Origin of the sequence: Lachnoclostridium sp. Marseille-P6806 (assembly GCF_900625025.1) — a bacterium.
Taxonomy (GTDB): domain Bacteria; phylum Bacillota; class Clostridia; order Lachnospirales; family Lachnospiraceae; genus CAG-791.
This window is the reverse complement of the sequence record NZ_LR130578.1, coordinates 23,372-35,714: the sequence shown is the minus strand read 5'-3', so window position 1 is coordinate 35,714 and position 12,343 is coordinate 23,372. Positions and strand designations below refer to the sequence as shown.

11 protein-coding genes are annotated in these 12,343 nt (G+C 56.9%); 10 read left to right on the top strand and 1 reads right to left on the bottom strand.

Features of this window, described 5'->3' with window-relative positions; translation table 11 throughout:
* Nucleotides 1–109 precede the first annotated feature (109 nt).
* Nucleotides 110–832 carry a helix-turn-helix transcriptional regulator gene (locus E0E20_RS07045; protein ID WP_130837502.1) on the bottom strand — a complete coding sequence of 241 codons (723 nt, stop codon included), beginning with the start codon at nucleotides 830–832 and terminating at the stop codon, nucleotides 110–112.
* 140 nt (nucleotides 833–972) lie between these two features.
* On the opposite strand from E0E20_RS07045, the gene E0E20_RS07040 reads away from it, so the two are divergent.
* From E0E20_RS07040 to E0E20_RS06995, 10 genes are all read left to right on the top strand, one after another.
* Nucleotides 973–1,803: an HAD family hydrolase gene (locus tag E0E20_RS07040; protein ID WP_130837501.1), complete on the top strand. Its 831-nt coding sequence runs from the start codon at nucleotides 973–975 to the stop codon at nucleotides 1,801–1,803.
* A 30-nt stretch (nucleotides 1,804–1,833) separates the two neighbouring features.
* The gene (locus E0E20_RS07035; RefSeq protein ID WP_130837500.1) at nucleotides 1,834–3,540 is read left to right on the top strand and encodes a glycoside hydrolase family 3 protein; all 1,707 of its coding nucleotides are present in this window, start codon (nucleotides 1,834–1,836) and stop codon (nucleotides 3,538–3,540) included.
* Nucleotides 3,541–3,560: 20 nt separating this feature from the next.
* A complete protein-coding gene (locus tag E0E20_RS07030) occupies nucleotides 3,561–5,027 on the top strand; it encodes an MFS transporter (RefSeq protein WP_130837499.1) in 1,467 nt (488 codons plus the stop codon).
* Entirely contained in the window at nucleotides 5,027–5,473 is a 447-nt protein-coding gene (locus E0E20_RS07025) for a TM2 domain-containing protein (RefSeq protein WP_242622721.1), read from the top strand. The genes E0E20_RS07030 and E0E20_RS07025 overlap by 1 nt, the downstream gene beginning before the upstream one ends.
* Nucleotides 5,470–7,764, top strand: a complete 2,295-nt coding sequence (locus E0E20_RS07020; protein ID WP_130837498.1) for a glycoside hydrolase family 2 protein — start codon at nucleotides 5,470–5,472, stop codon at nucleotides 7,762–7,764. Before E0E20_RS07025 ends, E0E20_RS07020 begins: the two co-directional genes overlap by 4 nt.
* Nucleotides 7,765–8,152: 388 nt before the next feature.
* Nucleotides 8,153–8,386: an acyl carrier protein gene (acpP, locus tag E0E20_RS07015; RefSeq protein ID WP_130837497.1), complete on the top strand. Its 234-nt coding sequence runs from the start codon at nucleotides 8,153–8,155 to the stop codon at nucleotides 8,384–8,386.
* Nucleotides 8,383–9,225, top strand: coding sequence for an acetyl-CoA carboxylase, carboxyltransferase subunit beta (gene accD / locus E0E20_RS07010; protein ID WP_130837496.1), 843 nt, complete (start codon nucleotides 8,383–8,385; stop codon nucleotides 9,223–9,225). The genes acpP and accD overlap by 4 nt, the downstream gene beginning before the upstream one ends.
* Nucleotides 9,222–10,166 carry an acetyl-CoA carboxylase carboxyltransferase subunit alpha gene (locus E0E20_RS07005; protein WP_130837495.1) on the top strand — a complete coding sequence of 315 codons (945 nt, stop codon included), beginning with the start codon at nucleotides 9,222–9,224 and terminating at the stop codon, nucleotides 10,164–10,166. Before accD ends, E0E20_RS07005 begins: the two co-directional genes overlap by 4 nt.
* Nucleotides 10,163–11,248: a 3-oxoacyl-[acyl-carrier-protein] synthase III C-terminal domain-containing protein gene (locus E0E20_RS07000; protein ID WP_130837494.1), complete on the top strand. Its 1,086-nt coding sequence runs from the start codon at nucleotides 10,163–10,165 to the stop codon at nucleotides 11,246–11,248. Before E0E20_RS07005 ends, E0E20_RS07000 begins: the two co-directional genes overlap by 4 nt.
* Before the next feature lie 109 nt (nucleotides 11,249–11,357).
* A complete protein-coding gene (locus E0E20_RS06995) occupies nucleotides 11,358–12,311 on the top strand; it encodes a nitronate monooxygenase (protein WP_207302842.1) in 954 nt (317 codons plus the stop codon).
* Nucleotides 12,312–12,343: the final 32 nt, after the last annotated feature.

Genomic DNA, 12,343 nt, shown 5'->3' with positions numbered 1-12,343 from the left:
TGGCAGGTCTGTCGCTCCGGCGGCGGGCAGCCGCCGGAAAGAGGATAAGTTTACGGAGGGCCGCCGCACGAATGTGCGGCGGCCCTCCTGGTTTTCTTAAAAGAGAAGATCAATGAAGCGTTTTCTTCCCCAGCTTCATGCTGTACTGCTTCGGAGTCTGCTGCCGGAGCCTTTTGAAAATACGGATGAAATAATTGACGTTATGATATCCGCATCGGGCGGCGACGATGTCCATGGGATAATCGGTCGAGTTCAGAAGAAACAAAGCCCTCTTGATGCGGATGTCGTGCAGATAATCGGTCACGCTCAGACCGGTTTCCTTTTTGAAAATCGAAGACAGATATTGCTTGGAAATATTGCACTTGCCGGCAATATGGGCAAGAGAGATATCCTCGGTAAAATGAAAGGTGATGTAGTTTATGGCCTGCATGACGACGGGAGTATAGCCCTTCAGCGTATAGCTTCTTGCGAGAAGACAGTATCTTCTGAGTATGCTTTTCGGGAGCTCCTCCAGTTCCCTCGCGGTTCCCGTTTCATTGATCTGTATGGCGATTCTGGTGGATGCCTGATCCAGATACATCGGATGAATATGGTTTTTGTATTGCAGTATTTTCCGGCACATCGTGCTGAGTACAATCATCAGGTTCTGCTCATTTCGGAATATATCCTTTGTGCGCGGCGCAAACTTATATTCGCGGAAAAGCAGGTAAATCCGCCGGGCCTCCCGGTAATCGCCCCGGGAAACGCTGTCCAGAAGCTGTTCCTCAATCTGATATCTTTCCTCTATGCGGTTCCCGTCCATTTCAAATAAAACGGATTCATCGTTCATCATTCTGCATAATCCTCACTGAATTTCCATATTTTTGCCAATTAACATTAATATCGTACTATTTTTGCCTAATAACATGCAATTTTTTTTCCGCCATTTTATGTAAAGTGTAGAAAACAGCAGCGATCGCGGAGAGGAGCGCTATGACAGACGAAAAAATCCTGATCTGTGTGGACTCGGACGGCTGCGTGATGGATGTCATGGACATTAAGCATATCCGGTGTTTCGGTCCCTGTCTTGTGAAGGTCTACGGGCTTGAAGAATTTGAAGAGGCGGTGCTGCAGAGATGGAATACCATCAATCTGTATTCCGCCGAAAGAGGAATCAATCGCTTTCAGGCGCTCTGCCGGATTCTGACAGAAATCGACAAAAAATATAAAAGGGTGGACGGAGTGGAGACACTCCGGGACTGGACGGAGAATACGGAAGCGCTTTCGGAAGCCGCTCTGGAGGCGGCGATCCGAGAGATGCGCGCGCGGGGGCTTTCCGCGGAGCCGCTGCAGCGCGCCATGGAGTGGTCCGTGCTTGTCAACACGCAGATACGCTGCCTGCCGGAGGGAGAGCTGGCGCCGTATCCCTCGGCGGCGCGGGTTCTGCGGAGGCTTGGCGCACAGTATGACATTGCGGTTGTCTCCAGTGCCAATCCCGCCGCGCTGAAAGCGGAATGGGAGAGGCATAAGCTGGCGGAATGTGTGAGATATTTCATGTCGCAGGACTGCGGGACAAAGGAGGAGTGCATCCGGAGGCTTCTGCGGGAGGGGTACAGAAGGGAGACCGTCCTCATGGTGGGAGATGCCCCGGGAGACCTCAGGGCGGCGGAAGCAAACGGAGTATATTTTTATCCTATCGTTCCGGGGAAGGAGAATGCATCGTGGGACAGGCTGGAGGAGAACATACGGCGGCTTGCTTCCGGCCTGTTCGGGAAAAAGGAGCAGGAAGCGCTTCTGAAGGAATTTACAGAACTGCTGAAATAGCGGAGCGGCCGAAACGGGGAAGGAGAACGGATGCCGGTTGATTTAAGACAAAAGCCCTATGATCTGACGGAGGGGCAGATAGAGCGGATCGAGAGCATGATAGCGGGAATGAGTCTTCGCGAGAAAGTCGGGCAGCTTTTTATCGCGATGGTCGGGAGCCGGGAGGAGCGAGCGCCGGAAAAGCTCAGAGAGCTGATTGACAGATATCATCCGGGCGGCATCCGCTATCAGAACGCAGAGAAGGAAGAAATATATGATATGGCGGACACGCTGCAGCAATGCAGCAGGATTCCGCTTCTGATCGCTGCCAACTGCGAGCAGGGAGGGAGCGGCGGCGTAAAGGGAGGAACGCCCCTTGCCAATGGAGCCGCGCTGGCCGCGATCAACGATGAGGAGGCGGTATATGAGATGGCCCGCGCCGCGGGGGAGGAGGCGAAAGCGGTGGGGTGCAACTGGAATTTTGCGCCGGTTGTGGATCTCACGTTCAACTGGAGGAACACCATTGTACAGAACAGAGCGTTCTGCTCCTCTCCCGATGAGGTGATCCGTTACAGCCGGCAGTTTCTCAGAGCCATGCGGGAACAGAATATTGCAAGCTGTATCAAGCATTTCCCGGGAGACGGAACCGAGGAAAACGATCAGCATCTTATGATGGGCGTGAACAATCTGGAGGTCGGCGCGTGGGAGGAGAGCTTCGGAAAGGTCTATCGTGTGCTGATCGACGACGGTGTTCTGACCATCATGGCCGGACATATCGCCCTGCCGCACTATCAGAGAAAGCTCGTTCCGGGGCTCCGGGACAGAGACATTCGTCCGGCGACGCTGGCTCCTGAGCTGATCGGCGGACTGCTGAAGGGGGTGCTCGGATTCAACGGCATGGTGCTGACAGATGCCTCGCACATGATCGGAATGTTCGGGAGCAGCTTGAGAAGAAGCGAGCAGGTGCCGCGCGCCATTGCCGCCGGCTGTGATATGTTCCTTTTCTTCAATGACGGGGAGGAGGATTTCGGAAATATGCTGCGGGGCGTTGAGACGGGAATCATTACGGAGGAAAGGCTGCATGATGCGCTGAGAAGAATTCTGGGCGTGAAAGCGCATATAGGCCTGCTGGATCCGGGAAGAGAACGGATGCCGGACAGAAAAAATCTGGAGTGTGTGGGCTCGAGGGAGCATCATGCGTTGTCCGCAAGACTTGCCGACCGCTTTGTAACGCTGGTAAAGGATACCCGGGGATATCTGCCGATGACGGTGAAAAAATACAGGAGACTGAAGCTCTTTTACGTCGGCTCCGAGGATATGGTCATCGCAGGAAGAAAAATCCCCTCTGACGACAGGGAGGTGATGCAGAATCTTATTTCGGAGCTTGAGGGCAGGGGTTATGAGGTTGACGCTTCTGTTCCGCTCTCCAAGGGCAGCACGGAGGAGTTCAGAAGCCGGTACGATGCCGTGCTTCTGGTGCTCAATATACAGGGCTTTGCCCAGTACAACACCATGAGGGTGAAATGGGACGAGCCGGTGAAGCAGCCGTGGTATATGTCGGAGCTGCCGACCTTCACACTGTCGCTGGGCTTCACGAATCTGCTGATCGACGTGCCCATGGCAAGATGCTACATCAACGCCTACATGCCGCACAGAGAAGCGATTGCCGCAGCCATAGACAAAATGGAGGGAAAGACCGATTTTAAGGGACGATATAACGAGAATGTGTTTTGCGGAAGATGGGATACTGCATTGTGACACAGCAGAGGAGGCAGATTATGAATAATCAGACAAACGGAATGCACCGCGCCAGACTGTGGCAGATCGGAGGCTTTGCCTTAAACAATACCGCCACGAATTTATATTTGTTTTTTATGAATTTCATCGTCTACTATCTTGTGGGCTTTGTCGGCGTTGCGGTGGTTCTGGGTTCTACGGTTCTGATGGGCATGCGCATGTGGGACGGCGTCACGGATCCGTTTATCGGATATATCGTAGATAAAACCAATACCCGATTCGGCAAGAACCGGCCGTTCATGATTATCGGGAATGTGATACTGGCGTTATTTTCCTTTCTGATGATTACGGTATCGCACCGGGCGCCCGAGGGGGCAAGGTTCTTCCTGTTCATCGGACTCTATATGGTGTATATCGTGGGATATACGTTCCAGTGCGTGGTAACCAAGTCGGCGCAGACCTGCCTCACCAACGACCCGAAACAGAGACCGATCTTTACCATATTTGACGGCATTTATAATACCGTTCTCTTTGCGTTCATGCCATGGCTGGTCGCAAAATATCTGCAGCCGAAGTACGGCGGATTCGAGCTTGGCTTCTTTCGGGAGTTCTGGATGATTACCGCGGGAGTGTCCGCGATCTTTACGATCATCGCCGTGATTTCCATTTCGTCAAAGGACAGGACAGAGTATTTCGGCCTCGGCATACCGCAGAAAATAAGCGTAAAGGATTATTGGGAGGTGCTCTCCAGAAACAGAGCCATACAGATGCTCGTGGTATCCGCGTCAACGGATAAGCTGGCGCTGACTACGCAGAGCAATTCCACGGTCGGCGTCATGCTCTATGCCATCGTCTGCGGCAACTACGGGCTGAGCGGGAGCGTGGCGGCCTACACGGCCATACCGACCTTTCTCATCCTGATGTTCGGCGTGGGCTACATTGCAAGATATCTCGGGCAGAGAAAAGCGATGCTTTTCGGTACGTACGGCGCTCTCATAACCTGCATTTTATCCATCCTCAGCTTTTATATATTCGATCCGACGACACTGAGTCTCCCCGGCGAGGGCTTCACGGGATGGAACGCGTTTACCGTCATCTTCCTGACGCTGTATCTGCTGATGAAGGGCTTTACCGGAGTGTCCGGAAACATCGTGATTCCGATGACGGCGGACTGTGCGGATTATGAGGTGTACCGCTCCGGAAAATATGTCCCGGGACTTATGGGAACACTGTTCTCCTGCGTGGATAAGCTGATTTCGTCTGTCAGCGTGACCATCATCGGACTCCTGTGCGCGGCGATCGGCTTCAAAACGGCGCTTCCCGATGTGGATACACCGTATTCCGGCGGCATCAAGCTGGTGGCGATGATCTGCATGTACGGTCTTCTGATTTTCGGCCTGATCTGCAATATTATCGCCATGAGGTTCTATCCGCTTACCAAAGAGAAAATGGAGTCCATACAGGGAGAGATTGCGAGAATCAAGGCGGAGCAGGCCGCCGGGGCGTGATGCGGAAGAATGTGAATCGGAAGGGCGTGATGCAGGAGGCGGTGTCTATGGGGCATGGAGCGGACAGAGCGGGCGCGCGGCGTCCGGCAGGCGGCGCCGGCGGGGAGGCGCCGGTGAGCGCCGCGGAATTTATCCGTCTTGAGGAGGAGCTGCTGCGGCTGAGAGAAAGCACGGGGAAGCGTCAGCCGGAGAGCCGCTTTGTCCGATGGGTTGACGGGCTCGTGCAGCGGAGAAAATATGTGAGCGTCAATCGGAAAAAATATATCTGTCTTGCGCTGTCTGCCGGATGGCTCTGCGGAGCGCACCGGTTTTACGCGGGAAGAAAGCTGCTCGGATTTCTGTATCTGCTCTTTTGCTGGACGGGAATACCGCTCGCCATGACGCTGATCGATCTGATGATTGTACTGCCGATGAAAGAGGACGAGAAAGGAGAGGTAGTGCTATGAGATTAGAATACACGCTGAATGAAGAATGGTATTTTCGATATGGCGGCTACGAAGACGGCGTCCATACGGGCGCGGAGGGATCCGAGGATTTGCAGCGCGTCGATCTGCCGCATACGTTCAACGCCTTTGACGGGCAGGACGGCGGCGCGGATTATTACCGCGGAAAAGCATTGTATATAAAGAAAATCCGTAAGCCGGATATTCCGGATGACTACGAGATATATCTGAAGCTCGGCGCGGTAAATTCCGTGGCGCATGTCTATGCGGACGGGAGTCTCATCGCGGAGCACAGGGGAGGATACGCGGCCTTTTTTGTGAATCTGACGGAGAGCTTTCAGGGAAAGCGTGAGATCCGCCTTGCGGTAGAGGCCGACAATAAAAATTATTCGGATGTATATCCGCAGATGGCGGACTTCACATTCTACGGCGGAATTTACCGTGAGGTGAAGCTGATCGCCGTGCCCGCCGCGCACTTTGCGATGGATTCCTGCGGCTCGGACGGGATCCGGCTCTCATCCGAAATCGACGGGGATCGGGTGCTCATCCGCTGCGATGCTCATATAGAGAAGCCGCAAAAGGGAGATATGCTCGAGCTCTGCCTCATGGGAGAGGAGGACGGGAGAGCTGCCGAGCGGCATTTCTATACGCCGGCATCGCCGCACACGACGCTGGCCGGCATGCTCGAAAAGCCGCATCTTTGGCAGGGCGTCGAGGACCCGTATCTGTATGACGCGGAGGTCCGGCTCGTAAGGCACAATGAGATCATGGACAGCATATCGCTGTCATACGGCATCCGGGAATTTACGGTGGACCCGGAGCAGGGATTCTTCCTGAACGGCAAAAAAATGCCGCTTCGGGGCGTCGCAATGCATCAGGACGAGCTGCTGCTCGGCAATGCGCGGAGCCGGCATCATCAGGATATGGAGCTGATCCGGGAGCTCGGCGCAAATACGATCCGTCTTGCGCATTATCAGCACAGCCAGGAGACCTACTCGCTGTGCGATGAATATGGCTTTATTGTCTGGGCGGAAATCCCGTTTATTTCCGTGATGAACCCGGATCCGGCCTCGCACTGCAACGCGATGCAGCAGATGCGGGAGCTGATAGGTCAGAATTACAATCATCCCAGCATCATATGCTGGGGAATTTCCAATGAGATCACCATCGGAGGAGACAGGGAGGGGCTTCAGGAGAGACTTAAGGAACTGAACGCTCTCGTTAAGGAGCTGGATCCCTCCAGACTGTCGACGATGGCGCAGGTGTCCATGCTGCCCATCGCCTCAAAGCAGAACCGGATCACCGATCTCGTCAGCTACAATATCTACTATGGCTGGTACGGGGGCGAGCTTGCGCAGAATGAGGAATTTGTCGACCGCTTCCATGAAAAATATCCGGACAGGCCGCTCGGGCTTGCGGAATACGGCTGCGAGGGGATCATAAGCTGGCACAGCGACGAACCGAGATGCAAGGATTATACGGAGGAATATCAAGCGCTGTACCATGAGCATATGGCGGAGGTCATTTCCCGGAGAGATTATCTGTGGGCCACCCATATCTGGAACATGTTCGATTTTGGCTGCGACGGAAGAGACGAGGGCGGCGTAAGAGGAAGAAACAATAAGGGCCTGGTTACGTTTGACCGGGAAATCAAAAAGGATTCGTTCTACCTGTATAAGGCATGGTGGTCGGACGAGAGCTTTGTGCATATCTGCGGAAAGCGCTTCAGCAGGAGGGAAAAGCCCGCCATTGATATCAAGGTATACAGCAATCAGAAGGAGGTGACCCTGTCGGTAAACGGAAAGGAATTTGCCGTTCTGAAAGGCGAACGGGTATTTATTTTCCAGAATGTGCCTCTGACAGAAAAATATAATTTCATCCGGGCGGCGGCCGGAGAATACAGCGATGCGGCGGTCTTTGAAAAGACTGCGGCGGCGGAGACGGCCTATATCGCACCGGAGGAAGAGGACAGCGACGGCGGGAGCGGAGCGGCCAACTGGTTTAACGTCATTGACGATACCTCCGAAGCGCCGCCGTTGACCTTTCATGACGGATATTTCAGCATCCGTGACACCATCGCCGATATTCTTGCAGACGATGCGGCGGCGGATACGCTGGTCGCGGCCCTGAACCGCTTCGGCGCGATGAAAGCCCGGAAGTCGATGCTGGGGATTATGAGCGGACTGACGGTGAGCGAGATGGGCGGAATGTTTTCGCAGGATGAGGAGGCGGTCAGCCGCCTGCTCGCATTTACAAACGTAAAGCTCCAGGAGCTTCGGAAAAAAGACCGGTGAGCTTTTACGGCAGGGAAGCATATGAACAGAAAAAGTCTCTTCAAAAACGGGATATCGGCATTTTCAGCAAATGTCAGATGGGTACGATTTCTCTGCCCGATATCCCGGCGATGAAAGCCATGATGATCCGGAGCCCTCTGAGCTGCTGTTTAGCTCAGAGGGCTTTTTCCTGCCTATTGCACTCTGCACTTATATTGCACTCGTTATCTTTTGGAATGGAATCATTTTTTATGCCACAGATTGCCCGATCTGTTCCATTGACATTTCATAGTCTGTCGTAAATAATTCAAAAAGATTTAGATAATAATATTTTATCTAAATTTGATTGATTCAAATATCCCGCCGCAGACGGCGGACATCATCAGGGAAAAGACGAGGAGAGAACGACATGGATTTTGAAAAGCTGAAGGCGCTTGTGGTCGACACGCTGGGCTGTGATGAGGACAAGGTCACGCCCGAGGCAAGTCTTACGGACGATCTGGAGGCGGATTCACTGGATCTGGTGGAGCTGCACATGGCCCTCGAGGAGGCCGCCGGCATCAAGATTCCGGATGAAAAGCTGGCGGAGCTCCACACGGTCAGCGAGGTTCTGTCTTATCTGGAGAGTGCCGGAGCGGCATGAAGAACGTGCAGAAATTTGTGGAAAAGATGAGACGGGCCGCCTCTTCCGGCTATGTGAGCTGCAAGAGCTGCGGGCGGCGCGCGTCCCCGGAGAAGTGGAGGGAGAACCGGAACGTGTGTCCCTACTGCGGCAGGTACCGGCCGCTCACCGGGCAGGCCCGCTTCGCCATGGTCTTCGATCAGGGAAGCATGCAGGAGTTCGGACAGGAGATTCTGCCCTCGGACCCGATTCTTTTTCCCGATTATTCCGACAGGCTGAACGAGGCGCAGAAAAAAACGGGACTCACGGAGTCGGCGATCACCGCGGTCGGAACCATCGGAGGGATCCGCGCGGTGGCCGCCGTACTCGACAGCCGCTTTCTCATGGGCAGCATGAGCAGCGCGGTGGGAGAGCGAATCACGCAGGCAGTCGAACGGGCCGGCCGGGAGAGGCTGCCGCTCATCATCTTTTCGGCGAGCGGAGGAGCCAGAATGCAGGAGGGGATTTTCAGCCTCATGCAGATGGCCAAGACCAGCGCGGCGATCGAGGAATTTTCAGAGCGGGGCGGTTTTTATATCAGCTTTCTGACGCATCCCACGACGGGCGGCGTGACGGCGAGCTTCGCGAGCCTCGGCGATATCACGCTGGCGGAGCCGGGGGCGCTCATCGGCTTTGCGGGGCCCCGCGTCATCGAACAGACGATAGGACAGAGGCTCCCGAAAGATTTTCAGCGGGCGGAGTATCTTGAGAAGCACGGCTTTGTGGACCGCATCGTCGAGCGGCGGGAGATGAAGCAGGTGCTGTATCAGCTGCTGCGGCTCCACGCCGGAGCGGCTGGAAAGGGGAGGACAGACGCATGATCCGGGAGGCGCTGACGAAAGCCGGGGCCATCGAGGCGAGGCTCCGGGAACGGCGGGATGCCGGTGCGGCGGAGGAGGAGCTGGAGCTTCTTCGCATCGAAAAAGCGCGGGCCCTGCGCCCCTGCGCGCGGCCGACGCCGGAGGAGCGGGTGTTTCTTGCCCGCCGGATCGACCGGCCGCATATGGAGGACATTCTCGCCGCACTGTTTCGTAATTTCTTTGAGCAAAAGGGGGATCACCTGTACGGCGACGATCCGGGCATCCTCGGCGGCATCGCGCGCTTTCGCGGGCTTCCGGTGACGGTGGTCGGACACCGCAAGGGGCACACGGCGGAGGAAAACTTAAGGTGTAATTTCGGCATGCCGAAGCCGGAGGGCTATCGGAAAGCGCTGCGCCTCATGGAGCAGGCGGAGAAATTTTCCCGCCCGATCATCACCTTTGTGGATACGCCGGGCGCCTATCCCGGCATCGACGCGGAGGAGCACGGGCAGGGAGAGGCGATTGCGAGGAATCTCGCCGCCATGTCCCGCTTTCATGTTCCGGTGATCTGTGTGGTGACCGGGGAGGGAAATTCGGGCGGAGCGCTCGCGATCGGCGTGGCCAACCGGATTCTGATGCTGGAATATGCAGTGTATTCGGTACTGAGCCCCGAGGGCTTTGCCAGTATTCTCTGGAAAGAGCCGGCGCGCAGCAAGGAGGCGTCCGCCCTGATGAAGCTCACGGCGCAGGACCTGCAGGCGGCCGGCATTGCGGACGAGATCGTGCCCGAACCGCTGGGCGGTGCGCAGACGGATCCGGGCAGGCTTTACGCGAGTCTTGACATGGCGCTGGAAAAGCATCTGACCGAGCTTTGCGGCATGACACCGGAGGAGCTGCGGGCGGATCGGAAAGAAAAGTTCCGCCGGATCGGCACGGCGGGGAGAACAGGAACGGATATATGAGAGGCTGGAAGCTTCTGGCGGTCGGGAGCGGGCTCCCGGAACGGGCCATCACAAATGACGAGCTGGCAGCGGGGGCACTGGGCTGTCCGGTGGACACCACGGATGCGTGGATCACGGAGAGAACAGGCATCCGCAGCAGGAGAATCTGCGGCGACGGAGAATCCACGCTGACGATGGCGCTCGCGGCCGCCCGGCAGGCGCTCGGGCGGGCTTCGGCCGTGCCCGGCTTTGATCAGTCACGGATCGGCTGCGTGGTCTGCGCGACCATCACCGGAGATTATGCGACGCCGGGGATCTCCTGCCTCATTCAGAAAGAGCTGGGGCTGCCGGAGGATATCCCGGTGTTTGATATCAATGCGGCCTGCTCCGGCTTTCTCTACGCGCTGGAGGCGGCGCGGGGGCTGATACAGAATGGCTGCGGCTTTGATGCGGCGGCAGGAACCGGGACTGACGGCGACAGGACTGCAGGAGATTGGGCCGCCGGAAATGAGGCCGCCGCAGCCGGGGACGCCGGAGTCCCGGAGAAATGCTTTGCGCTGGTGATCGGGGCGGAGCAGCTCTCCAAGCTCCTCGACGTATCGGACCGCTCAACCTGCGTGCTGTTCGGGGACGGCGCGGGAGCGGCAGTGGTCGGCCTTACGGAGGAGCCCTACGGCGCAGTGCTGGGAGCGAGAGGTGATCTGTCGATCCACTGCGTGGACCGCAGCGGCTTTATCAGAATGGACGGGAGGACGGTATTCCGCTTTGCGGTTTCCGCACTTCCGAAAGCGCTTGACGGCGCGCTGAAACGCGCCGGCCTTACACTCGATGCGGTCGACTGGGTCGTCTGCCATCAGGCCAACGAGAGGATCATCGATCACTGTGTGAAAAAGCTGGGAGCCGATCCGCGGCGTTTCTACAAAAATATGGATCATCTCGGCAACACCAGTGCGGCGTCGATCCCGATCGCGTTGAGCGAGATGGCGGGGAAAGGACTGCTGCGAAACGGGCAGCGGATTCTCCTCGTGGGCTTCGGCGGCGGTCTGACATGGGGCGGCGCCGTGATGAGCTGGGGCGGCGCGGAGCCCGGCGCCGGCGTGTAAAACACTCCGAAAAACAGGGCCGGGCGGGGAATAATCCGTGCAGTGGAACGAAGCCGGAAAATCCGGAGCATGCCGTCTCTGATGTTGTTTTTGAAATGGAAAGGAAATTATGCAAAACCGTACGCTGCGTCTGAATGAAATTCTGCATATCCGCTATCCCGTGATTCAGGGAGGAATGGCCAATATCGCGACGGGGAGCTTCGCGGCGGCCTGTTCGAATGCGGGCGCGCTGGGGCTGATCGGAACCGGGGGAATGGATGAGGCGATGCTGCGGCGCGAGATCGCGCGCTGCCGGGAGATCACGGACCGTCCGTTCGGCGTGAACATCATGCTGATGCACCCGGAGGCGGCAGCGTTTGTCCGCATTGTCTGCGAGGAGCGCGTGCCCGTGGTGACGACGGGAGCGGGGAATCCGGGACAGTATATGGAAGCGTTCAAGCGGGCCGGAATTTTTGTCATGCCGGTGGTGGCGGCGCCGATTCTCGCAAAGCATCTTGAGGAGCTGGGAGCGGACGCCATCATCGCCGAGGGCTGCGAGAGCGGGGGACATGTCGGCGAAATGACGACGATGACCCTCGTGCCGCAGGTCTGCGATGCGGTGACGCTGCCGGTCGTTGCGGCGGGCGGCATCGCGGATGAGAGACAACTTCGGGCAGCATTTGCGCTGGGAGCCTGCGGGGTTCAGATAGGAACCTGTCTGCTCGCGAGCACAGAGTGTCCGATTCATGAGAACTACAAGGCGGCGATCCTCGCGGCAAAGGGTTCGGATACCGTGGTGACCGGCCGCATCGGCGGGACGCCGGTCCGCGTCCTGAAAAACCGAATGAGCCGCGCTTATGTAAAGGCGGAAAAAGAGGGCGCAGACCGGGAGGAGCTCGAACGCTTCACGCTCGGGGCGCTTCGCCGCGCGGTGTTTGACGGCGATGTCAGAGAGGGGAGCCTTATGGCGGGGCAGGTATGCGGTCAGGTGACGCGCATCCGTCCCGTCGCCGAGATTCTGCGGGAGCTGTGCGGAGACGGCATCGAGACAGACAGAGAGCGGGCCGGGGGAAAGCAGAGCTGACAGGCGTCAGCGAGGAGAACAGCAGAGAGTAC

Bases quoted from the DNA above. Each gene is read 5' to 3' on its own strand.
- E0E20_RS07030 (WP_130837499.1), top strand. From the start codon at position 3,561: ATGAATAATCAGACAAACGGAATGCACCGCGCCAGACTGTGGCAGATC.
- E0E20_RS07045 (WP_130837502.1), bottom strand. From the start codon at position 832: ATGATGAACGATGAATCCGTTTTATTTGAAATGGACGGGAACCGCATA.
- E0E20_RS07035 (WP_130837500.1), top strand. From the start codon at position 1,834: ATGCCGGTTGATTTAAGACAAAAGCCCTATGATCTGACGGAGGGGCAG.
- acpP (WP_130837497.1), top strand. From the start codon at position 8,153: ATGGATTTTGAAAAGCTGAAGGCGCTTGTGGTCGACACGCTGGGCTGT.
- E0E20_RS07040 (WP_130837501.1), top strand. From the start codon at position 973: ATGACAGACGAAAAAATCCTGATCTGTGTGGACTCGGACGGCTGCGTG.
- E0E20_RS06995 (WP_207302842.1), top strand. From the start codon at position 11,358: ATGCAAAACCGTACGCTGCGTCTGAATGAAATTCTGCATATCCGCTAT.
- accD (WP_130837496.1), top strand. From the start codon at position 8,383: ATGAAGAACGTGCAGAAATTTGTGGAAAAGATGAGACGGGCCGCCTCT.
- E0E20_RS07000 (WP_130837494.1), top strand. From the start codon at position 10,163: ATGAGAGGCTGGAAGCTTCTGGCGGTCGGGAGCGGGCTCCCGGAACGG.
- E0E20_RS07025 (WP_242622721.1), top strand. From the start codon at position 5,027: ATGCGGAAGAATGTGAATCGGAAGGGCGTGATGCAGGAGGCGGTGTCT.
- E0E20_RS07005 (WP_130837495.1), top strand. From the start codon at position 9,222: ATGATCCGGGAGGCGCTGACGAAAGCCGGGGCCATCGAGGCGAGGCTC.
- E0E20_RS07020 (WP_130837498.1), top strand. From the start codon at position 5,470: ATGAGATTAGAATACACGCTGAATGAAGAATGGTATTTTCGATATGGC.